General features: G+C 62.2%; 24 protein-coding genes. 22 read left to right on the forward strand and 2 right to left on the reverse strand.

Translation table 11 applies throughout. The features are described from left to right. Positions 1–28 precede the first annotated feature (28 nt). The 16 genes from EGM87_RS03200 to EGM87_RS03275 all read left to right on the forward strand — a co-directional run bounded on the left by EGM87_RS03200 (position 29) and on the right by EGM87_RS03275 (position 14,118). Positions 29–814 (forward strand): DUF2569 domain-containing protein, encoded by a 786-nt coding sequence (locus EGM87_RS03200; RefSeq protein WP_137709884.1) that lies wholly within the window; start codon positions 29–31, stop codon positions 812–814. Between the two features lie 655 nt (positions 815–1,469). Further along, complete coding sequence (locus EGM87_RS03205; protein WP_025546516.1) at positions 1,470–1,661, forward strand: Flp family type IVb pilin; 192 nt, start codon at positions 1,470–1,472, stop codon at positions 1,659–1,661. A gap of 22 nt (positions 1,662–1,683) precedes the next feature. After that, positions 1,684–1,881, forward strand: coding sequence for a Flp family type IVb pilin (locus tag EGM87_RS03210; RefSeq protein WP_025546518.1), 198 nt, complete (start codon positions 1,684–1,686; stop codon positions 1,879–1,881). Between the two features lie 66 nt (positions 1,882–1,947). Beyond that, entirely contained in the window at positions 1,948–2,877 is a 930-nt protein-coding gene (gene cpaB / locus EGM87_RS03215) for a Flp pilus assembly protein CpaB (RefSeq protein WP_171010036.1), read from the forward strand. 10 nt (positions 2,878–2,887) lie between these two features. Further along, entirely contained in the window at positions 2,888–4,369 is a 1,482-nt protein-coding gene (locus EGM87_RS03220; RefSeq protein ID WP_137709883.1) for a type II and III secretion system protein family protein, read from the forward strand. Between the two features lie 14 nt (positions 4,370–4,383). Beyond that, complete coding sequence (locus tag EGM87_RS03225; protein WP_137709882.1) at positions 4,384–4,656, forward strand: hypothetical protein; 273 nt, start codon at positions 4,384–4,386, stop codon at positions 4,654–4,656. A gap of 22 nt (positions 4,657–4,678) precedes the next feature. Beyond that, the gene (locus EGM87_RS03230; RefSeq protein ID WP_137709881.1) at positions 4,679–6,253 is read left to right on the forward strand and encodes a pilus assembly protein TadG-related protein; all 1,575 of its coding nucleotides are present in this window, start codon (positions 4,679–4,681) and stop codon (positions 6,251–6,253) included. A 5-nt stretch (positions 6,254–6,258) separates the two neighbouring features. Then, complete coding sequence (locus tag EGM87_RS03235) at positions 6,259–6,768, forward strand: TadE/TadG family type IV pilus assembly protein (protein WP_137709880.1); 510 nt, start codon at positions 6,259–6,261, stop codon at positions 6,766–6,768. A gap of 5 nt (positions 6,769–6,773) precedes the next feature. Next, entirely contained in the window at positions 6,774–7,430 is a 657-nt protein-coding gene (locus EGM87_RS03240) for a TadE/TadG family type IV pilus assembly protein (protein WP_101756474.1), read from the forward strand. Then, positions 7,427–8,662 carry a CpaE/TadZ family protein gene (locus EGM87_RS03245; RefSeq protein WP_061938727.1) on the forward strand — a complete coding sequence of 412 codons (1,236 nt, stop codon included), beginning with the start codon at positions 7,427–7,429 and terminating at the stop codon, positions 8,660–8,662. The genes EGM87_RS03240 and EGM87_RS03245 overlap by 4 nt, the downstream gene beginning before the upstream one ends. Further along, positions 8,662–10,017 carry a TadA family conjugal transfer-associated ATPase gene (locus EGM87_RS03250; RefSeq protein WP_044661955.1) on the forward strand — a complete coding sequence of 452 codons (1,356 nt, stop codon included), beginning with the start codon at positions 8,662–8,664 and terminating at the stop codon, positions 10,015–10,017. The genes EGM87_RS03245 and EGM87_RS03250 overlap by 1 nt, the downstream gene beginning before the upstream one ends. Continuing rightward, positions 10,017–11,018 carry a type II secretion system F family protein gene (locus tag EGM87_RS03255; protein WP_025546534.1) on the forward strand — a complete coding sequence of 334 codons (1,002 nt, stop codon included), beginning with the start codon at positions 10,017–10,019 and terminating at the stop codon, positions 11,016–11,018. The genes EGM87_RS03250 and EGM87_RS03255 overlap by 1 nt, the downstream gene beginning before the upstream one ends. Positions 11,019–11,022: 4 nt before the next feature. Next, on the forward strand, positions 11,023–11,991 hold the full coding sequence (locus tag EGM87_RS03260; RefSeq protein WP_061938721.1) for a type II secretion system F family protein: 969 nt from the start codon (positions 11,023–11,025) through the stop codon (positions 11,989–11,991). Positions 11,992–12,026: 35 nt separating this feature from the next. Then, positions 12,027–12,788, forward strand: coding sequence for a tetratricopeptide repeat protein (locus EGM87_RS03265; protein ID WP_253719133.1), 762 nt, complete (start codon positions 12,027–12,029; stop codon positions 12,786–12,788). Continuing rightward, positions 12,785–13,597, forward strand: coding sequence for a tetratricopeptide repeat protein (locus tag EGM87_RS03270; protein ID WP_137709878.1), 813 nt, complete (start codon positions 12,785–12,787; stop codon positions 13,595–13,597). The genes EGM87_RS03265 and EGM87_RS03270 overlap by 4 nt, the downstream gene beginning before the upstream one ends. Further along, positions 13,597–14,118 carry an A24 family peptidase gene (locus EGM87_RS03275; protein WP_253719135.1) on the forward strand — a complete coding sequence of 174 codons (522 nt, stop codon included), beginning with the start codon at positions 13,597–13,599 and terminating at the stop codon, positions 14,116–14,118. Before EGM87_RS03270 ends, EGM87_RS03275 begins: the two co-directional genes overlap by 1 nt. A gap of 305 nt (positions 14,119–14,423) precedes the next feature. Here EGM87_RS03275 and EGM87_RS03280 read toward each other — a convergent pair whose 3' ends face one another. After that, positions 14,424–15,083, reverse strand: a complete 660-nt coding sequence (locus tag EGM87_RS03280; RefSeq protein ID WP_099185835.1) for a response regulator — start codon at positions 15,081–15,083, stop codon at positions 14,424–14,426. Further along, a complete protein-coding gene (locus EGM87_RS03285) occupies positions 15,080–16,765 on the reverse strand; it encodes a sensor histidine kinase (RefSeq protein WP_226870019.1) in 1,686 nt (561 codons plus the stop codon). The genes EGM87_RS03280 and EGM87_RS03285 overlap by 4 nt, the downstream gene beginning before the upstream one ends. Positions 16,766–16,974: 209 nt before the next feature. On the opposite strand from EGM87_RS03285, the gene recO reads away from it, so the two are divergent. The 6 genes from recO (at position 16,975) to EGM87_RS03315 (ending at position 22,156) form a co-directional block, all read left to right on the forward strand. Further along, entirely contained in the window at positions 16,975–17,709 is a 735-nt protein-coding gene (gene recO / locus EGM87_RS03290) for a DNA repair protein RecO (protein ID WP_048577925.1), read from the forward strand. Positions 17,710–17,819: 110 nt separating this feature from the next. After that, positions 17,820–18,866, forward strand: a complete 1,047-nt coding sequence (leuB, locus tag EGM87_RS03295; RefSeq protein WP_137709876.1) for a 3-isopropylmalate dehydrogenase — start codon at positions 17,820–17,822, stop codon at positions 18,864–18,866. 10 nt (positions 18,867–18,876) lie between these two features. Continuing rightward, on the forward strand, positions 18,877–20,085 hold the full coding sequence (gene metZ, locus EGM87_RS03300; RefSeq protein ID WP_137709875.1) for an O-succinylhomoserine sulfhydrylase: 1,209 nt from the start codon (positions 18,877–18,879) through the stop codon (positions 20,083–20,085). A 33-nt stretch (positions 20,086–20,118) separates the two neighbouring features. Next, positions 20,119–20,517 (forward strand): Co2+/Mg2+ efflux facilitator ApaG/CorD, encoded by a 399-nt coding sequence (gene apaG, locus EGM87_RS03305; protein WP_025546552.1) that lies wholly within the window; start codon positions 20,119–20,121, stop codon positions 20,515–20,517. Beyond that, entirely contained in the window at positions 20,514–21,305 is a 792-nt protein-coding gene (locus tag EGM87_RS03310) for a LysR family transcriptional regulator (RefSeq protein WP_044661964.1), read from the forward strand. Before apaG ends, EGM87_RS03310 begins: the two co-directional genes overlap by 4 nt. A 143-nt stretch (positions 21,306–21,448) precedes the next feature. Further along, complete coding sequence (locus EGM87_RS03315; RefSeq protein WP_137709874.1) at positions 21,449–22,156, forward strand: tetratricopeptide repeat protein; 708 nt, start codon at positions 21,449–21,451, stop codon at positions 22,154–22,156. Positions 22,157–22,483 lie beyond the last annotated feature (327 nt).

Raw genomic sequence — 22,483 nt, forward strand, 5'->3', positions numbered from 1 at the left:
GGTTCGGCGTGCAAAGGAGTCCGGTTCCATGGTGCGAATGGTCAGGGACCGTCTCTACCGCAAGAGCGTGGCCGTCGTGCTGTCGATGCAGGTCAATCTGGAGCGCATCGTCGCCATCTGGATCATGGCTGCCGCCTTCGCCTGCGGCCTGCGGCTGGCCTTTCCGGCGACGCCCTACAGCGGAACGCCCTGGGGAAGCGGGGCGGGCCTGCTGCCCTATATGCTGGTGGTTGGCGCGCCTGTTGGGTCGCTGCTGCTGGGATTGAAGCTGTTTCCGGCGGGACGCATCCATGCCCAGCCCGCCTTTCGACTGGCGCAGGTGGGCCGCTGGCGCAAGGTCGACTGCCTGAGAGCGCGGGAGATGTCGCAATTCGGCCTCTATGGCGTGATGGCGTCTCTGCTGGTGGGAATTGCGGTGAACGTGCCGGTGCGCACGCTGGAATTTCTCAGCTCCATTCCCGCGTTGGGCAGCTATTCGCCGCCCTGGTTCGTCGGTCTCTATAGCGTGATGCTGGCGGATGTGGTGATATTGTCCAGCCTTTACATGTTCGCCTTTGCCATGGCCCTGCGCCTCGTGCCGCTCTTCCCTCGCTTTCTGGTAATGGTCTGGGGTGTCGACCTGCTGGCGCAGTTGGGCATCGCCCATCTGGTGGCGGGGATCGACAATGTGCCGCATGGCGTCGACGCCGCTTTGCTGGACATGCTGACAGGCAATGTGAAGAAGGTCCTGATCAGCGCCGCGATCTGGCTGCCCTATCTGCTGTTGTCGGATCGGGTGAACCTCACCTTCCGTCATCGGGTAAGCGCGAGGTAAGGAAAGCGGCAACATTTGTTCCTGAATGGGTCAGGTGCAAACCGCTTTATTTCCGGGCCTTTGTGCGACGAGTCGCGGCTGATTCGCGATGATCGGTGCGAGTGGCGGCGGCTGCTATGGCCAAGTTATCGATCCTGTCTGCCCCGAATAGCCTAGAACGAAGGTATTAGTCGCCCGGGTAATTCAGCGGCGGACAGCCAACTATTCCTCTCAAATAAGACAGGCTTGAGTTCCTGAGAACTGTTATTTTATTCAAAATGAAATTCGGATAATATTCCTTGAATTTCAGTTTGACTATGATATTTTGAAATAGAGAAAAATAAAAATCTCAATAATATAAAAGAAAATCTCTAATTTTCTAAAAGCATATATCCAAAGATATATTAGAAAAATACCATTGTTTACTTAAAGTAATGAATCTGGTTGACGGAAAAGGTTAACAAAAAATTGCTTTAAGATTTTGAAAAATATACATATTTTTTACCATGTTGACTTGCATCAGCTTTGGTCCAATTTGAAAGCAAGTTCTACGGGAACTGCCAACTACCTGGTGATCGGAGCATACCGGCGCCGGGGTCGCGAGGTGGACAGGCCCCTACCGTGGAGCTGAGCAAGAGCAACTGGGAATTGCTCCCAGCGAGTAGGGGTAAAAGATATGACCTTTTTGAAGAGCCTGTGGGCCGACCAAAGTGGTGCGTCGGCGGCCGAATATGCTTTGATCCTGGCGATCGTGGGGACGGGTATCGCGCTGGCCGCCTGGAATCTTGGTGGCGCGATCAAGAACTCGATGAATGCGGCGACCAACTGCGTCAAGACGGTCGGTACGAACACGCAGCCCAGCTGCTAAACTGTAAATAGGGGTGAGGGACATGACTTTTTTCAAAAATCTTTATGCTGATCAAAGCGGCGCATCGGCGGCTGAATATGCTTTGATCCTCGCTATTGTCGGTACCGGCATTGCGTTGGCTGCCTGGAACCTTGGTGGCGCGATCAAGAACTCGATGAACTATGCCACCAATTGCATTTCGACTGTCGGCACAGGCAATTCTCCGTCAGCGAACTGCTAATGATGAAATAGGAAGGCCGGTCACATCACTGGCCTTCCTATACCTTCAATTCCGGGGGGAGTTGTCGTGGGGCAGCGCAGATCACTTATAGTCCTAGGCCTCGCAATATTGTTGGGTCTTGCGGCCGTTTTCGTCGCCAACGCCTATCTGAGCCGCGCCGAAAAGGCGCCGCCACCGGAAGGCGGAATGACCAAGGTCGTAGTGGCGACCGTCTCGCTGCCTTTCGGATCGGCGGTCACCGCCGAAAAGATCCGCGTGGTCGACTGGCCAGCCAATTCCGTACCGCCCGGCGCTTTCCGCGACCCCATCCAATTGACCTCCCTCGGCAAAGGCCGCGTCGTCCTTCGGCAAATCGAGCCTGGCGAACCGATACTGGCCTCCAAGCTCTCCGGTGAAGGCGGGCGGGCCACGATGTCGGCGGTCCTGGCCCCGGAAATGAGGGCCGTCGCCGTACGCGTGAGCGATGTAGCCGCTGCGGGCGGCTTCGTGCTTCCCGGCGACACCGTCGATGTCTTCGTCACCCGCACCCTTCAGGACCCGGCAGGCGGCGGCAGCCAGCAGATCACCGACGTCCTGCTTCAAGGCACGCGCGTGATCGCCATCGACCAGAACGCCAATGACACGTCCAAGGACCCGGCCGTCGGCAAGACCGCGACGCTGGAGGTCAACCAGGTCGATGCGCAGAAGCTGGTTCTGGCGCAGCAGGTCGGGCAACTCACGCTGGTCCTGCGCAATATCACCGACAAGCCCAATCCCGCCGTGCAGACCGTCGGTATAGAGGATTTGCGCGACGGCGCCTATGTGGGCGGTTTTGCCGGCCCGCGCGCCCGCGTTGCCGACCTTGCCTATCTGCCGCCGCGTCCGGCCTCCGCGTTCCGTCCCGCACGCCGCGCGATTCCGAAGAACACGAACGCTCTGCCGTCGACCGCATCGGTCGAGATCGTGCGCGGCACGACCGGCACCAGCTATGAGGTGAAGCGCTATGGTTCCCGCTAAGTCCTTGCCGATGCTGGCATTGTCCCTGGCGCTGGGCGCCGGTGCGTCGCTGCTGCCCATGCAGGCCCAGGCGCAGGTCGCCTCGCTCAACGTCAATAACGCCAACCATGCCGGCCAACTCGACGTGCCCCTCAACAAGAGCCAGGTGCTGACCGTCGACCGGCCTTTTTCCAAGGCGTTGGTCGGCAATGCGGAAATCGCTGACGTCCTGCCCATGACCAACCGTTCGGTCTATGTGCTGGGCAAGAAGATGGGCACCACCAGCCTGACGCTCTACGACAGCCGCAACATGATGATCGCGGTGGTCGACGTGGCCGTAGGCCCCGATGTCGTGACGTTGAAGCGGCAATTGTCGGAACTGTTGCCCGGTCAGCCTATCGGCGCCCGCATTTCCAATGACGCTGTGGTACTGACCGGCACCGTGTCGAGCGCGGCGGCGGTCGATCGCGCAGTGCAGATCGCTAAGACCTATGCCGGTGACAAGGTCGTCAACATGATGTCGGTAGGCGCCGCTCAGCAGGTGATGCTGGAAGTGCGCTTTTCCGAAATGACCCGCAGCGCGGCGAAGCAGTTCGGCATCAACACCGCTTTCCTGTCCGATAGCGGCAAGGTGGTGGGCGGCATCGGCAATGCGGCGCAGTCTTCCGCCATCTTGTCCGACACCAATGGTCGGCCGATTGTGGATCTGAGCAAGATTCTGGACAGCTTCGGCATCGGGGCGGCGAATTATTCAGTGGGCAGCCTCAACCTCACCACTGCACTGGACGCGCTGGAGCGCAAGGGCGTCGTGACCACGCTGGCCGAGCCGACACTGGTCGCGCTGTCTGGCGAAACGGCGTCTTTCCTGGCGGGCGGCGAGTTCCCGATACCGGTATCGCAGGGCGGCAATAGCGGCGGCAGCGGCAATAACGGCGGCAATTCCATCACCATCGAATTCAAGCCCTTCGGTGTCAGCCTGGGTTTCACGCCGACAGTGCTGGAGGATGGCATCATCAATCTGGTGGTGGAGCCGGAGGTGAGTTCCATCGATCCGTCCGCTTCGGTGACGATCAACGGTCTCACCATCCCGGGCCTGCAGACGCGGCGCGCCAGCACCACGCTGGAATTGCGCGACGGGCAGTCCTTCGCCCTGGCAGGGCTGCTGCGCAAGGATTTCCAGGACACGGTGCGGCAGTTTCCGATCCTGGGTTCCATCCCGATTATCGGCGCACTGTTTCGTTCCAGCGGTTTCCAGAAGAGCGAGAGCGAACTCGTCATCATCGTGACGCCGCGCCTTGTGAAGCCGATGCGGGCAGAGGATGTGCGCCTGCCGACCGACCGGGTCGCGCCCCCGCACGAACTCGACCTGTTCCTGATGGGGCGGACAGACAAGGCGGTGGGGATCAATCCGCTCGATCCCAATGCGATGCCGCCCGAAGCGCCCAAGAACGCGCCTGCGCCTGCCACGGAAGCGCCCGCGACAGGCAAGGCGCCCAGCGGATATGAGCTGTGAGCAGGAGGTTGACGATGCGTGCACTTTATCTTGCCCCGGCTCTGCTTCTGCCCCTGCTGGCAGGCTGCACGGCGAACGATCCGACCTTCGGCGGCGCGGTGCGCAGCAATTATGCGATGCAGGTGATCGATCCCGACCCGCATTATGAAGGTACGTTGGTCGAGGGTGGTAATGGACAGACCTCTGCCGCGGCCGTGGAACGCTATCGCACCGACAAGGTGAAGAAGCCCCAGTCGATCCGCACGACCAGCGGTACTGGGGGCGGTGGCTCCGGGGGCGGCAACTGAGCGCGGAAGGAGAAGTGATCCCATGTCTGCCTGGCGTAATGGATTGTTGCAGTCGACCAGCGGCGCGGTAGCGCCCACGGTCGCACTGTCGCTTTTCGCGCTGATCGCGGCGGGGGGAATTGCTTTCGACTATGCGCGTATGGCTGGGCTGGACACCGAATTGCAAAGCGCAGCGGATGAAGCGGCACTGGCAGCGGCCACGCAACTGGATGGGGAGACTAACGCCAGGCAACGCGCGAGAGACGCGGTCAATAATCTTATTCAGAATGATGCGCGATTTGCCAACGACGGCTGTGGTAGAGCGGTTAAAGTTGCCGGAACGAATTTGGCCGGATGTAATAGTAGTGGTACGATAATATTCTATCAGGATAAAGCAAAATCCAACACAGCAACTAGTGACGCCAATGCAAATTTCGTTCTAGTGACGGTTGACTCCCGTACTTCTTTTTTTGCTCTGACGCCAGTAGTGAGAGCATTGTCTTCCGGATTGATTTCGGCACAGGCCTTTGCTGGTGTGGGTTCAGCAATTTGTAAGGTTCCACCGGTGATGATCTGTAATCCGGATGAGCCGACTAGTAATAGTAACGAAGATCTCGACTTCAATCCGGCGCGAGGCGTGGGATTGAAGTTGATCACCGGTAACGCCGATGCGGCAGGCAATTTCGGCTGGCTTGAAGCAACCTTCAAAAATGGCGCCAATGGTCTCGCTGCAGCACTGGGTTACGATAATATTCAAGCTGATTGCGAAAGTACGGATGGTGTCGCGACCAAGACAGGCATGGATACTTCCGTGCTGGATGCGCTCAATACGCGCTTTGACGTCTATGCCAATGGTAATACATGCCCGTCGCAATTCGGTGGAACATGTTCGCCGTCGAGAAATACTCGAAAGGACCTGGTATGCGATTCCGACGACGCGACAACTTGCAAGAACAGTAACAGCTTCGGAGTTTCGAGCAATCCCTATCGACCTGACAGCGTTGCTGTGCTGAAGGATGGAGATACCTATCCGGACATCATGGGATACCCTCGGGACCTGTGTCACGCCGTGCAGCAAAGCGAGCAAACCTGTGGCGTCAAGGGGAATGGGACATGGGACAGAGACGCATATTTCAAGGTCAACTATGGATGGGCCGGTCAATATGACTGGACTATTGGAACTGGGCTGAGCGCAACTGCCACGCGCTATGAAGTCTATAATTGGGAGGTTGCGAACCCAAGTGTAGTGGTTGGTTCCAAAGCTTATGGTATAGGGGTTCCGCAGGCTTTGAACGGCAAGTCCACAGGGTTCGGATCGCCGGCCAACGGGATTGCGGGCATCACGCCGAGCTCGGCTGGTATAGACCGCCGGCGTATTTCGGTCGCGGTTCTAAATTGCTATGCGCTGAAGCTGCACGGCAAGACCACCGGCATAAAGCCACCCAAATGGTTGGACGTGTTTCTGGTCGAGCCGTCCATCGCCCGGGGCAAGGGCAATAAGGCATATACTGATAAGAAGGAAGTATATGTCGAGGTCATAGGGGAGACCGGAACCGGCACTAACGGAGCTAGCAATCCTCAGGTCATTCAACGTTCCGTCCCCTATCTGATTGAGTGATGGCGATGGCACGAAATTTCCTTTCTCGCTTATTCACCTGCGACCGGGCCGCCGCCGCTGCGGAAATGGCGTTGGTTACACCACTTCTGATTGTCCTGATGTTCGGTTCCTTCGAAATGGGCAATTATTTCCTAAGCGAACATGTCGTCGCCAAGGCCGTGCGCGATGGAGCCCGCTATGCGTCTAGACAGTCATTTACCAATTTTTCTTGTCCGAACAGTGTCAATGGCGGAGTTGTGACCAGTATACAGAATGTGACGCGTACGGGGCAGGTTTCTACTGGAGGCACGGCACGGCTGGCCGGTTGGACAAATGGAAATACCGTGTCCGTTACTCTAAGCTGCACGACGATAACCGGCGGTAATTATTCGGGCATATATAAAGGAATGACGAACCTGCCCAGAGTCAAGGTTTCTGCTACAGTTCCTTACAGATCGTTGTTCTATGTGTTGGGCTTTACCAGATCGTCTCCCCAACTGGTGTCCGAATCCGAAGCTACGGTGCAGGGAATATAGGGAATATGATGTGCAGGTTCGTCCGCCTTGTCCGCGATACTCACGCCTCGTCGGCGGCAGAGTTCGCAATCGTGCTGCCGTTGCTGCTAATTTTCCTGCTCGGTGTAATTGATGTCGGACGGTTGATGTGGACTTGGAATCGTGCTGAAAAAGCGACGCAGATGGGCGTACGCTATGCCGTCGCAACCGATATGGTTCCCAATGGCCTTGCTGCCTATAGCTTCGTCGTTAGCGGCGGGCTGTCTCAAGGTGACGTTATTCCCCAATCGTCCTTTGGTGGCGCTTCCTGCCTCATCAACGCGGGCGCCGTGAGCTGTTCTTGCAAGGCAGGTGCGACCTGTCCTCCAAATCTGATTGGCACGACTAACAGCGATAAAGCGAATGCGTTGACGGCCTTCAACAATATAGCTGCGCGCATGAAATTGTTTTTTCCAAAAATTGGTCCGACCAACGTGCAAATCGATTATGACTATTCTGGTCTTGGCTACGCTGGAGATCCTAACGGTTCGGATGTATCGCCACTAGTCAGAGTGAGCTTGCGTCAAGATAATCCAGTTACATTCACGCCAATGCTTTTTAGATTTTTCAACGGTACCATAACCCTACCCAGTTTCAGCGCCGCTCTCACCATGGAAGACGGCCAGGGCTCGGCATCAAATTGAGGGACAAGATCGTGGGCATCGTGACGAACGCAACGGAACCCGTCGAGAGCTGGACCCTCAATATCGGGGATGAAGGCCTTCACCTCATCCTGTCGGAGCAGGAGGTGCAGGCATCCGACATATTGGGCGATCGCCTGACGGGCCAATCGCTCACCCTGTCCATGCTGGGCGCGGGGGAGGCTGTGCCGGCGCAACTGGTGGCCGATGCCAAGGCGATCATCATCGAGGTTCAGCCAGACAATGAAGCCTCCATGGTGCGGCTCGCCGGCCTTCGCGCGGCTCATCCAAAGCTGATGCTGGTGGCGGCCGTGCGTGGCGCGCAGATCGCCGTCGTGCGCGCCCTGTTGCGCAGCGGGATCAACGACGTCATCGAACTGCCGCTGCGCGCCCATGATCTGGCGGCGATACTGGACGATCTGCGCAGCCGCATCGCAGCCAGCCGTCAGGACGACGTGAAGACCGGCCAGCTTGTGTCCATCATCAAGAGCGTTGGCGGCGTCGGCGCGACGACCATAGCGACGCAGGCGGCCAGTCTTCACGCACGCTCGACAAAGCAGGGCAGCGGTGAGGTCTGCCTGTTCGACTTCGACATACAGTTCGGCAATGCCGGCACCTTCCTGGGGATTTCCTCGCCCCTGACACTGGCGGACCTTCTCAACGCGGGCAGCCGCGTCGACAATGAGCTGTTGCGGACCGTCACCGTGGAAACTTCGACCGGCCTCAGGGTCGTGACCGCGCCGGCAGACATCATGCCGATCGAGGCAGTAAACGCCGATCAGGTCTTCCGCATCGTCGAACTGGCGCAGCGCAGTTTCGATACGGTCTATCTGGACCTGCCGGGCAACTGGACCAACTGGTCGATGTCGCTGGTGGCGCGTTCGCAGGTCGTGTTTCTGGTGTGCGAACTCACCATCGCCAGCCTGCGGCAGGCGCGCCGTCAGATTTCCCTGCTCCGCGATCAGGACATCGATCCCGCGCGCATCCATGTCGTCGCCAACCGCGTGGAGAAGAAATTCTTCCGCGCCATCGGTCTGGAGGATGCGGCGGCGGCGCTGGATCATCCGGTGAAGCTCAGCATCGCCAACGATTTCCCGCTGGTCAGCTCGGCGCTGGACCAGGGCGTATTGATCCAGGAGCTGAAGGCGCGCAGCCGCATCTGCAAGGATATGCAGGACATCGTCGATTGCTGCATCCAGGCTGCTGAGGCCGAAGGTCAGGCGGAGAAAGGCTGATGTGGCAGATCCGAAAAGGCGAACGCGGCGACCCTAGGGACGAGGTGGGACCGGTCGAGACCGAGGCCGCCCATCTGGAGGAGGACCGGCATACCGAACTCAAGGTGGCGCTGCACCAGAAGCTGATCGACATCATCAATCTTTCCGCGCTGGAAACCATGTCGCGGGCGCAGGTGGAAGCCGAAGTGGGCGAGATCGTCCATGAGCAGCTCGCGCTGCAGAAGCATGCGCTCAATCTGGAAGAGCGTCGCCGGCTGGTGTCGGACATATTGGATGAGCTGCTGGGACTGGGACCGCTTGAGCCGCTGCTCAAGGACCATAGCATCACCGACATATTGGTGAACGGGCACAAGGTCGTCTTCGTGGAGCGCAATGGCCGGCTGGTCGAAACCGCGACCCGGTTCAAGGACGAGAAGCATCTTCTGCGCATCATCCAGAAAATCGTGGCGGCGGTGGGCCGGCGGATCGACGAATCCTCCCCCTTTGTCGACGCGCGCCTTGCGGATGGCTCCCGCGTCAATGCCGTGGTTCCGCCGCTGGCCATCGATGGATCGCTGCTTTCCATCCGCAAGTTCGCCAAGGTGCCGATCAGCATGGCGCGCCTCACCGAACTGGGCAGCGTGCCCGCGCCGATGGCGCAGGTCCTCTCCGCTGTGGTGGAGGCGCGGCGCAACGTGCTGATTTCCGGCGGCACCGGTTCGGGCAAGACGACCCTGCTCAACGCCATGTCAGCCGCCATCGATGAACATGAACGCATCGTCACCATCGAGGATTCGGCCGAACTGCAATTGCAGCAGCGCCATGTCGCGCGGCTGGAAACCCGTCCCGCCAATATCGAGGGCAAGGGAGAAGTCACGCAGCGCGACCTGGTGAAGAATGCGCTGCGCATGCGGCCCGACCGCATCATCGTGGGCGAGGTTCGCGCCGGTGAAGCCTTCGACATGCTTCAGGCCATGAACACCGGCCATGACGGATCGATGACGACCGTGCACGCCAACACGCCGCGCGATGCGCTGTCCCGTGTCGAGCAGATGATCGGCATGAGCGGCATCGACATCTCGCCGCGTTCCGCCCGCGCGCAGATCGCTTCGGCGCTGAATGTGATCGTGCAGGTGGGACGGCTGGCCGATGGCCGCCGCCGTCTGCTCAGCCTGTCGGAGATCACCGGCATGGAAGGGGAAGTCATCACCATGCAGGAAATCTTCCGCTTCAAGATGACGGGCCGCGACGAGAACAACATGGTGCGCGGCCATTTCGAGGCGACGGGCATCCGTCCCAAATTCATGGGTGAACTGGCCGACCGGGGCATCGCCCTGCCGGCCGAATTGTTCCGGCCCGATGCGGTGATCCACTGATGAACCCGCTTTACATCCGCGTCTTCGTCCTCGTCCTGCTGTTCGCGGCGGTGATCCTGACGATCGAGGGCATTGCAGGCTGGCTGCGCGCGCGTGCGACGACCGATCGCGTGGTGAACCGGCGGTTGAAGATGATCGCGGCCGGTTTCGAGCGCAGCACGGTACTCTCCAAGCTGCGGCGAAGCGACGAGGCGGTGAGCTTCGACCGCTCCTCCCTGTTCGGACGGGCGGGGCTGGGGGTGATGCGGGTGCTGCATGGCGCCGGACTGACCTTTCCGGCGCGCACGGTGCTGATGCTGATGCTGATCGCGGCGGGCGTGCTGTTCCTGCTGGTGATGGTGGGCGGCATGGCGGCGGGTTACGCCCTGACGGCAGGGATGTTCGTGATGGCGCTGGCCTTTGCGGGCGCGCTGGGCATCGCGCTGCCGATGATGGTGCTGACGCGGCTTGCCCAACGGCGGCGCAAGAAGATGGAGGAGCAGTTTCCGGTCGCGCTGGACACCTTCGTCCGTGGCCTGCGCGCCGGCCATCCGATTGCCGCTGCGCTGGACCTGCTGACCAAGGAGATGCGCGATCCGATCGGCAGCGAATTCGGCATCGTCGTCGATGAAGTCACCTATGGCGCCGACCTGCGCGATGCGTTGCAGCGCATGGCGGAGCGCTGGGACATGAACGAGATGCATATGTTCGTCATCTCCCTGTCGGTGCAGAGCGAGACGGGGGGCAATCTTGCGGAGATCCTGGAAAATCTGTCGACCGTGATCCGCGAGCGGGCGAGCCTGTTCATGAAGGTCCGGGCGCTCAGTTCCGAAGGGCGCATGACGGCGGTGATGCTGACCGCCCTGCCGATCCTGGCCTTTGTCGGCCTGTTCCTGGTCAATCCTGCCTTCTATCTCGATGTCGCGCAGGACAGCATGTTCATCATCGGCTTTGTCGGCTTGATCGTCCTCTACCTGATCGGCTTCGTCACGATACGCCGCATGGTCGACCTGAAGGTGTGATGCGATGTTGAGTTCGGCACTGTTCATCCAGTTGCGGCCTTTCCTGTTGGGCTTGCTGTTCATCGCCATCGTTGCGCTGGTCTTCGGCCTGTCGGAAGTCGTGATGCGCAACGCGCGGGTGCGCAGCCGGCTCGACCTGGTCGGGGAAGGCGGGGCGTCCCAGAATGGCAGTCAGACGCTGCGCGGTGAACGCAACAGCAGCGAGTGGAAGAAGCTGGTCGACCGCATCGAGAAGATGGGGATCTCGCTGGTCGATACGAACAATGTGAACTTGCGCCGGCGCCTGATCGCGGCGGGTTACATGTCGCCGGAAGCGCCTAAGCTATTCACCCTTTTTCGCCTTGTGCTGACCTTTGCCCTGCCTGCGATATTCGTGATCACATCGCTCGGCAATCCGGAACCGCCCGCTCCGCTCACCCTCTATATGATCGCATCGCTGCTGGCGGTGTCGGGGCTTTACATGCCCAACCTCTATATTTCGGCCAAGGCAGCGCGCAGGCGGGAAGAAATCGTCCACGGCTTTCCCGATGCGCTGGACCTGATGCTGGTCTGCGTCGAGGCGGGCCTGGGCCTGGAGGCGGCGATGGATCGGGTGGGCCGCGAACTGGCCCTGTCCCATCCGCTGGTATCGGCGGCGCTGGGCAAGGTGGTTCTGGAACTGCGCGCGGGGCGTAGCCGGCAGGATGCTTTGCGGCGCATGGCGGACGATGTCGACGTGGACGAAATTCGCTCCTTCGCGACGCTGCTGATCCAGTCCGATCAACTGGGTTCGAGCGTGGGTCAGACCTTGCGCGTCTATGCAGCGGAGATGCGTGAGAAGCGGCGTATGCGCGCCGAGGAGAAGGCGCATCGCCTGCCGGTCCTGCTGTCGGTGCCGCTGGTCGCCTGCATGCTGCCGGTGATGATCGGCGTGCTGATGCTGCCGGCGGTGGTGCGGGTGGTGCGCGACATCCTGCCGGTCATGACTCGTTAGGATAAGGGGGAGGGGGGACCATGAACAAAGGGATAATGGCAGTCGCTCTCATCATGGCGACGACGGCGTGCAGCGGGCCGCAAAAGGGCGTCCTTTCGATAAGGCCCGTCAATCAGCAGCCTGCCGGACCGGCGCAGGATGCGCTGGCGCGGGGAGACCTGCTGTTTTCGCGGGCGGAATATGCGCTGGCGCTGGATGCCTTCCGCCGTGCAGTGCGCAACGATCCGACCGATGCGCATGGCCTGAACGGGGTGGCGATCAGCTATGCGGCCATGGGGCGGCATGATCTGGCGCGGGAATTTTTCGAACTGGCCCTGTCGCGGGCGCCGGAAGATGCCCGCATCGCGCGCAACTTCGCGCGGAGCCTGTCGGCACAAGGCCTGAAAGGCGAGGCCGATGCGCTGCTTGCCCAGGCCGGCGCGGCGCAGGCGGGTACGGCTGTCGTTGCTCGTCCGACGCTGGCTCAACTGGCTTCGGCTGCGCCGGCCGCGCGCCCGGCGCCGGTCGCGGGCGTCGAGTTGGAACGCCTTTCCTTGGGCGAGGTGCGGTTGCGGACGATGGAGGCAGCCGCACCGGCGGTACGCACCAACCCGCAACTGATGACCCGGATCGTCACCGTGGCCGAAACGCAGGCCCGGCCCGAACTGACGGCCCCCATCATCGCCGTCGGCAGGCCGGATGCGGCGGCTTTGCCCAATCTGGCTGCGCGCGAAGAAGCAAAGCCCGCTTATGACGGTCTGTTCGAGCGCTTGTGGAAGAGCATGGTGCGGCCCGACCGGAAAGGCGCTCGGGGATGATCCGGGCGCTGCTGCTGGCGGTTGCGGCGCCATCCGCCGGGGCGGTGCCGCCGCCGCTGGACTATGCCCGGCTGGTGGACGAGGCGATAGATGGCGGGCGGATCATCCAGGCGGATGCGATGTTGAGCCAATGGCGGGCTGGCGCGCAATCGGGCGACCTGCAAGCGATAGAGATTGCGGATGCGCGCATGGCGCTCGAAAAGCGGCGGGATGAGGAGGCGCTGGCGCGTTTCACCGCGCTGGAGCGAAGTGGCCTCAACAACTGCCGCGTCGATGAGGGGAGGGGGATCGCCCTGCTGCGCCTCGGCCGGTCGCAGGAGGCGCTCGAGCCGTTGCGCCTGGCTGTGGCCGATTGCGACGGTCGCTGGCGCTCATGGAATGCGCTGGGCGTGGCCTATGACCAGGCGCAGTCCTGGGCGTTGAGCAATGCGGCTTATGAGCGGGCGTTCCAACTCACCGACAAGCCTTCCCAGGTCCTCAACAATTACGGACTGTCGCTGCTCAAGCAGGGCAAGGCCGAGAAGGCGGCGGTGATCTTCGACAAGGCACGCGAAAGCGCGCCGGAAGATGCGCGGGTGATCGCGAATGGCGACACAGCCTATGTGATGGCGGGACAGGACATCAGCCGCCGGCCTGCCGACACCGCCGATGAGTGGGCGCGCCGGCTCAGCAATGCCGGGCAGGTGGCGATGCGGATGGGCGATCTGCCGAAGGCGCAGGCCTATCTCAGCCGTGCCGTGACCGAAGCCGACAGTTTCGTGCCTGAAGCCGCGGCCGCGCTCGACACCTTGAAGACCACGGAGAAGTGATGAAGGATCTGGTGCTGCTTGCCGTTTCGCTCGTCCTCATCGCGGCGGCGGTGGAGGATATGGCCCGGCTGCGCATATCCAATATCTTCCCCCTGCTGGTTGTCGGGCTTTATGCGGTCTGGGTCGCTGTGGCGGGGTGGGAAAATGACATCTGGCGGAACGGCACCGTTTTCCTGGGCATGTTCGCGGTGGGATGCGGCCTGTTCGCCATACGCGCGATGGGCGGTGGCGACGTCAAGCTGATGACGGCCTGTGCGCTGTGGTTCGACTGGGCGGGGGTGATTCCCTGGATCGTCTATGTCACCGTCGGGGGCGGTGTGCTGGCGCTGGTGCTGATGGCCGGCCGGCGGCTGGTGCCGCAGAGCGTGCGGGAAGGTTCGTCCGTTGCGCTGTTCGGCAAGAAAGGGCCGATTCCCTATGGCGTGGCGATTGCGCTGGGCACGATCATGGCGCTGTATATGGCCGGACCCAATCCCAGCGGCGTGGCGCGTCTGCCGGATTTCGTGCACGGGCTGAATTAGCGCATCGTGGGTTGAATCGGATCGCGCATCGGGTACGGGTTGAGCCATTCGGCAAGCCCGGGCCTAGGGGTATCGGGTGATCCGGATACAGGCATGATGGCGTTTCCGGCTCGCCTTTCGGCTGGTTGGCGCCATTATGCGCCCGCGCAGGCACCCGAATTGATCGAGTGGCTCGTGCAATCTCAGTTCAACCGGTGCGATGACATGCTGGCGGCGGGATTGAATTCCAGCCAGTGCGGGAGCACGCGACGCCGCAAGGGAAAGCAGACGATCCGCTTTTTGCTATCTCGCCGCCAAACAGCCGCTCAATGCTCCATCCCTACGGCGGGCATTTCACTGTCCATCGACATCATCATGATGATCAGTTCCGAGCGCGACTTGATGTTGAGCTTCTGGAAGATGCTGTGCAGGTGCACCTTCACCGTGCCTTCGGTGAGGCCGCACCGGCTCGCTATTTCGCGGTTGCGCAGGCCGGCGCGGATCAGGCCGGCGATCTCCAGTTCCCGCTCCGTCAGCACCGCAAGCACATTGGCTTCGCTGGCGGGCGCGGAAATGCTGTGCACCAGCGCCTGTTCCATGACGAAGGGGGCGATGCTCTTGTTGCCGTTCATGACCTGCTGGATGCAGCTTAGCAGGTCGTTGGGATCGCTGTCCTTCAGCACCACTCCGTCGACGCCCAGCTTGATCGCTTCCAGCGTCTGTTCAGGGCGGATATGCACGGTCATGAAGATGACCGGCACGGTGCTGCCGCTGTTGCGGATGGCGGACAGGATCGCAAGGCCGCCGCCACTCTTCATGCTGACGTCCAGGATCAGCAGGTCCGGTTCGCCGGCCTGCATCCGCTCCAGCGCCTCTTCGACCGAGCGGGCGCAGAACAATATGTCATGGCCGTGGGAGTTCAGGAACTGCGCCATGCCGTCCAGGAAGATCGGGTGATCGTCGACTATCGCAATCTGGGTCATCATATCGGAGACCTTGGTAAGGAGGAGGGTAATCTGATCGAGATCAGTGAATTCATGCTCAGATTATGAAAATATGCCGTTCCGCCGATCTTGCCCAGCCGCTTCATGATCGATTGCGACTGGAGTTCGAAGTCGCCGGTATAGTTTTCGCGGGCGACCGCCTGCGGTCCGGGATTGTCCTTCAGTGCGATCAATATCTCGTCGTCGACCTGCGCGATCGACACGGTGATGTGGCGCGCATGGGCGTGCTTGACCGCATTGGCGGCGGCTTCGCGGATCAGATATTCGACCTCCGCCGCCGTTTCGGCCGACACGGTCATGGAGCGTTCGGCCAGGTTCAGGCGGCAATCGATCGCCCATTGCAGGGCGATGAAGCGGCAGCAGCGTTCGACTTCGCGGCCAAGGTCCACATCGGTTTCGGCCGACACCGGACTTTGCTGGCTGAGCAGCCGGCGCAGATGCGCCTGTTCCGCCGTCACCAGTTCCTCCATCGACCTGAGTTCCGCCAACTGGTCCGGAACGGCGGCATCCGACAGGCCGTGGATCGTCGTCGCGAGTCTGACGCGCAGCGCCGCCAATGTCTGCAGCACGCTGTCGTGCAGATCGCGGCTCAGCGCCTGACGCGCCTCGGCAAAGGTCCGCTGGCGCCAGGCGAGGAAGAAGAAGTGGCGTTCGAGGAAAAGGTCTATCCCCTCCTGTATGCGCAGGCAGCGCAGCAGAACGGCGGGCGACCAGCCATGGCTGGTCCCGATGAACAGCCGGCCGCGCAGTTCCCCCGCCTGGATATGGATGCTCGCGCCCTGGCCGGGGCCGAACACGTCCGATATGCTGTCGATCAGGTCCGGCGCGCGCTCGTTCCGCAATATGCCGAGGCGGCTGCGCAGCAGCATCCGCGGCGACTGGGTGGAATAGAGGAAGGGCGCCTCCCGCGGCGTCACGTTGGACAGGCCGTCGATCTGCTTCTGCGGCAGGGCGAGGTGACGCACGCCGTCGGCATCGTACAGTTCGCAATGGACGGCGGTATCGTCCATCATCTCCCACACGAACGCGCAATAGCGGGAGTTCATCAATTGGGAGACCTGCTCCACCAGAAATTGCGCCAGCGACTTCTGGAAGGAAAGGCCGACGCCCTGTAGCCGTTCCGACCAGCTTATCAGCCGCCGCTCCAATATGTTCATGCTCAACATGGAGGCGGCGATGACGCAGCCGATGACGATGGTCAGGCTGTCGATCGCCCGGTCCACCGCCGGCACATGGCGGGCCGAGGCCCAGCTTTCATAATATCCCCGCGCGATGAAGGCGAAGATCAGGCAAATCCCCAGGATGAGGACCGCGCCGCGTCCGAACCGGTCGGATGCGGACCAGGCGACGAAGAACAGGCAGCCCAGCGCCGCGATCTGCAAGGGTTCGCACAGCACGATGACCGTCAGGAAGGCGATCAGGTCGAATATCAGGAAGATGGGCCGCAGCAGCAGGCCCAAAGGCGGCGTGAGCGAATTCTGCGCGATGCTGATCGCCGTCCACGTCCACACGGCTGCCTTCAACAGCAATGCCGTGCGGGCAAAATCCGGCTCGTTGCTGAACATCGCTTCGATCTGCCACGTCGCCGCAGCGGAAAAGGCAACGCGGGATATGGCGAAACCCAGCGTCGGTGAACGTCCCAGCCAAAGCACCAGGCGGTCCATCACGGAAGATGACGCCAAGGGCATATGATACATGGCGAAATTTGTCCCCCGACAAGTCCCCGCCGATAATTGTGCGCATGACCTGATCGAAAAGCAACATATATCAAAAGGCAGAAGGGCCCGTGCGACGATTTTGCGCGATTTCGGGACAGTCGGGCTGCGAAAGGTCATGGATGGCGCCCCGGGCCGTTGGCCGATATGGAGGGGGCATGGCGACGCTGATCACCCCGGCCCTGGTCTGCGCGTTGCGGCCCCATGGCGAACATGGGGCGATCGCGCGTCTTCTGACGCCCGGCCATGGCCTGCTGGCCGGCTATGTGCGGGGGGGACGTTCGCGGCAGTTGCGTCCCGTCCTGTTGCCGGGCAATGCCGTCAAGGCCGAATTCCGCGCCCGGACGGAGGAGCAACTGGCCGGGCTGACCGTCGAACTGGAGCACAGCCGCGCTCCCCTTCTGGCGGAGCCGTTGCCTGCGGCCGCGATCGATTGGGTCTGCGCGCTCACCGCCGTGGCCCTGCCGGAAGGGACGCCCTATCCCGCGCTCCATCAGGCGCTGGACGGCGTGCTGGGCGCCGTGGAGGCGGCGCCGGCTGCGCGGGGCTGGGCGGTGGCGCTCATCCGATATGAATTGCTGTTGCTGGCGGAATTGGGCTTTGGGCTGGACCTTAGCCGTTGCGCGGCGACCGGCGGGAATGAGGAGCTGGCCTATGTCAGCCCTCGCAGCGCGGCGGCGGTCAGCCGGGCGGGGGCCGTCGGCTATGAGGACCGGCTGTTGCCCTTGCCCGCTTTCCTGCTGGAGGGCGGGGCAGGGGACTGGCCCGCCTTATTGGACGGGCTGCGGCTGACGGGCTTCTTTCTCGAACGGTCAGTCCTTACCGACTGGCGCGTCGATGTCCTCGCGGCGCGGGAGCGCCTGGTGGACAGGCTGAAAAGAGCGGTTGCCTGAATTTTAGCGGTCGGTGTTCCTGCGCCGCGCCTCCTTCTCCCCTCGCCTAAATGCTTGCGCTGGCGGCGGCGGCTTCATAAGGGGCAGCCACGCGTTTGAAGGAGTTGCCCATGTTGATCGCCCTGTTCCCCGGAGACGGTATCGGTCCTGAGATCGTCGCGCAGGCGAAGCGCGTGCTGGACGCGCTGGCGATCCCCGGCATCACCTATGAGGAAGGGCTGGTCGGCGGCGCGGCCTACAAGGCGGTGGGCCATCCGCTGCCGCCCGAGACGCTGGAACTGGCCAAGCGCGCCGACGCGATCCTGTTCGGCGCGGTGGGCGATCCCGATTGCGACTCGCTGGAGCGGCATCTGCGCCCGGAACAGGCGATCCTCGGCCTGCGCAAGGAACTGGGCCTCTTCTCCAACCTGCGCCCGGCCAAGGTCTTCCCCGAACTGGCCGATGCCTCCGCGCTCAAGCAGGAGGTGGCGAGCGCCATCGACCTGCTGATCGTGCGCGAGACCAATGGCGACGTCTATTTCGGTGAAAAGGGCATGCGCAAGACGCCAGAAGGCCTGCGCGAAGGCTATGACATCATGTCCTATAATGAGGAACAGGTGCGCAAGATCGCGCATCAGGGCTTCCAGGCGTCGCGCGCCCGCCGGGGCAAGCTCTGCTCGGTGGACAAGGCCAATGTGCTGGAGACGAGCCAGCTCTGGCGCGACGTGGTGATAGAGGTGTCGGCGGACTATCCCGACGTGGCGCTCAGTCACATGTATGTGGACAATGCCGCGATGCAGCTCGTGCGCAATCCCGGCCAGTTCGACGTCATCGTCACCGGCAACATGTTCGGCGACATCCTGTCCGATCAGGCGAGCATGTGCGTGGGTTCGATCGGCATGCTGGCTTCGGCCACGCTCAACGACAGCAATCAGGGCCTGTACGAGCCGATCCACGGTTCCGCGCCCGACATCGCCGGGCAGGGCAAGGCCAATCCGCTGGCAACGGTCCTGTCGGCGGGCATGATGCTGCGCTACTCGCTGAACCTGCCGGAACAGGCCGACCGCATCGAGGCCGCCGTCGCCAAGGCGCTGGCCGATGGCGCCCGCAGCTTCGATCTGGGCGGCACGATGAGCACGGTCGAAATGGGCGATGCCGTGCTCGCGGCTTTGGTCTGAGGGTAAGAAAATGAAGCGCAAGAGCGGGCAGAATCCCGAAATCACCCGGAACTGGCGTCCGGCCACTATGGCGGTGCGTGGCGGCAGCGCCCGTACCGAATATGGCGAGACGTCCGAGGCGCTGTTCCTGACCAGCGGCTACAGCTACGACCGGGCGGAGGATGCCGCGGCGCGCTTCGCCGGCGAGCAGCAGGGCATGACCTATTCGCGCCTCCAGAACCCGACGGTGGAGATGCTGGAACAGCGCATCGCCCTGCTGGAAGGCGCCGAAGCCTGCCGCGCCACCGCGACCGGCATGGCGGCGATGACGGCGGCGCTGCTGTGCCAGTTGTCGGCGGGCGACCATGTCGTCGCGGGCAAGGCGCTGTTCGGCTCCTGCCGCTGGCTGACCGACACGTTGCTGCCGAAATTCGGAATCGAGACGACCACCGTCGACGCGACCGACAATGCGGCGTGGGAAGCGGCGGTGCGGCCCAACACCAAGGTCTTCTTCTTCGAGACGCCGGCCAATCCGACCATGGACGTGGCGGACCTTGCCGCGATCTGCGGCATCGCTAAGGCGCACGGCATCACCAGCGTCGTCGACAATGCCTTCGCCACGCCCGCGCTCCAGCGGCCAATGGAGTTCGGCGCCGACGTGGTGGCCTATAGCGCGACCAAGATGATGGACGGGCAGGGCCGCGTCCTCGCGGGCGCGATCTGCGGCACGGAGGATTTCATCCTCAACACGCTGCTGCCCTTCCACCGCAACACCGGTCCGACGCTCAGCGCGTTCAACGCCTGGGTCGTGCTGAAAGGTCTGGAGACGCTGGACCTGCGCATCCGCCGCCAGAGCGAGAATGCGCTGAAGGTTGCTGAATTCCTCGAAGGCCGGGTGGCGAAGGTGCTCTATCCGGGCCTCGAAAGCCATCCGCAGCATGCCCTGGCCATGAAGCAGATGGCGATGGCCGGTCCCATCTTCTCGCTCTATGTCGGCGGCGGCCGGGCGGAGGCGCACGGCCTGCTCAACGGCCTCGAACTGGTCGACATCAGCAACAATATCGGGGATTCGCGCTCGCTGATGACGCATCCGGCCTCCACCACCCATTATGGCATGGCGGAGGCGGCGCGGCTGGAGGTCGGCATTACCGAGGATATGCTGCGCCTCAACGTCGGGCTGGAAGACCCGGACGATGTGATCGAGGATCTGGATCGCGCGCTGAAGTCGATAGGGCGTTGACGGAAGAGGGGTGAAAGGCGCATTTCTTAAGCCGTGAACGCACTTTTCCCCTTCCATGCGACGACGCGCGACATCAACGTGCATGTCGCCGTCACCTTCCTGCCCGAACAGTCGGAGCCGGACCGGGGCCGCTGGTTCTGGGCCTATCATATCCGCATAGAGAATGACGGGGACCAGCCTGTGCAACTGCTGACCCGTCACTGGATCATAACCGATGGACGGGGCACGCAGCATCGGGTCGATGGAGACGGCGTCGTGGGGGAACAGCCAGTGGTGCAGCCGGGCAAGAGCTACGACTATGTGTCGGGTTGCCCGCTCAACACGCCGACGGGATCGATGAAGGGGCATTATCATATGATCGGCGCGAGCGGCGAGACGTTCGACATCGCCATCCCCCATTTCGCGCTGATCGCGCCGGCGGTGGCTGAATGAAGCGTACCCATTTGCCGCTCAACGGCCTGCGCGTGCTGGATGCGGCGGCGCGGCATCTGTCCTTCACCCGCGCGGCGGACGAACTGGCGGTGACGCCTGCGGCCGTGGGCCAACAGATCCGCGCGCTGGAGGACCTGCTGGGCGTCGTCCTGTTCCGCCGCACGCCCAAGGGGCTGGAACTCACTCCCGAAACCGAGGCAGGCCTTGCGGCCCTTCGCGCCGGTTTCCTGGAGTTTGAGGAAGCGGTCCGCGCCATGCAGGCTGGCCAGTCCAGCAGTTCCCTCACCATCGCCGCGCCGCGCGACATCACCGCCAAATGGCTCCAGCCGCGCCTTGCGGGCTATGCCGCAAGCCAGCCGGATCTCAAATTCGCATTGGTCGCGGCGGACGAGACGCTGGACTTCACCGAAGCCAATCTCGACCTCGCCTTGCGACTGGCCGAGGGGCCGGGCGAGAATGAAGGCATCAAGCTGGGCGAAGCGGCCTTCGTCACAGTGGAAGCGACGGAAGGCGGCCCTGACCATCGCATCGAATGGCCCGGCTGCCCGAAGGGGGACGCGCCCGCGACGATCCGCGTGGCCGATGCGGGGCTGGCGATCGAAGCGGCGGCCCATGGCTTCGGCCATGCCTGCGTGCCGTTCCTGCTGGCGCAGGCGGATATTGACGCAGGGCGCATCCGGCAGGTGGGCGACGCTGCGCCGTCCCCGCTCGCCTACTGGCTGATCGCGCCCTTGCCGCAATGGCGGCAGAAGAAGGTCAAGGCTTTGGTCGAGGCGCTGACGGGGTAAGTGCTCATCCGTCATGCCGAACTGGCTTCGGCGTAGATTTCTTCTCGCGCCTCAGACGGGCGGGCTCCACGTCGCGCTTGCACTTTCTTAATCCTGTCGCGCATAGCCTGATATAGGGAAGGCTTAGCGCGGGGAGGATGGCCATGACCGGCGGCAACAGGGGCTGGATATTGCGGGGCGCCTTGCTGCTCTGCCTCGCGCCGCCGTTGCATGCGCAGGCCCCCTATGTCCCCGATGTTACCGAGGCGCGCGAAAAGGAGTGGCGCAAGCTGGTGGCCGCATCCCAGGCGGCCTATGCGTCCGGCAATCCGGCCGACGGCGTCGATCCCGCGCGCAGGGGGCTGGCGCTCGCCGACGAGTTGTTCGGCGCGGACGATCCGCGCACGCTTATCTCCGCCAACGATCTCGCGCTGCAACTGGAGTCGACCGGTCGCTATCGCGAGGCGGAAGGCCTCTACCGGCGCGTGTTCGACAGCTATTTGCGAACGCGGGGAGAGGACGATCCCAATACCCAGCTTGCCGTGGAAAATCTCGTCGACTTCTACATCGCGCGCAAGCGCTATGATGCGGCGGAGCCATTGGCCGATTATGCGATGGCCAGCTTTCGGCGGACGACCGGATCAGGCAGCGCGCGCAGCCGGCGGATGGAACAGATACTGGCCGCCATGCCCAGACCCGCGCCGCCCATCGCCGCCGCCGCGCCCACGCAACCGTCCGGGGTCGTCGCGAACGGTGCGATGAACGGCGCGGACGGACCAGTAACCTCAATGTCTCCGGCGGCCACGCATGAAAATGATGTGGAAAAAGCTCCGTCCGAGGGGTTGGAAGCAACAAGAGAATCCGGTCCTTGAGGACGGATGTCCTTGTCTTTCTTCATCGTGTCTTGAGAAATTATCCTTGGATATAAGTCATCGGGTTAATTGTTAAAACCGCCATAGCCGCTATTCCTGATTCCTGTCGGAGGGGGGTTGATTTTCCATAGCTTATCGCCAGTCACAGGCCGACTGGACGAAGCCGCGGAAAGGAACGCACGGCTCCGCACGATAAGTCTATGGGTCGCATTTTGGACGGGCGGCCGGCTGCACAAGCCGGTCGCCCGTTTTCATTCCTTCCTTGCAACTTCCAATCCGATTGCGGCGGTCGGGAAGCCCTGTCGCGGCTGCCATTGAACGAATGGA

Source organism: Sphingobium sp. RSMS, assembly GCF_005406185.4.
GTDB classification, from domain to species: Bacteria; Pseudomonadota; Alphaproteobacteria; order Sphingomonadales; family Sphingomonadaceae; genus Sphingobium; species Sphingobium fuliginis.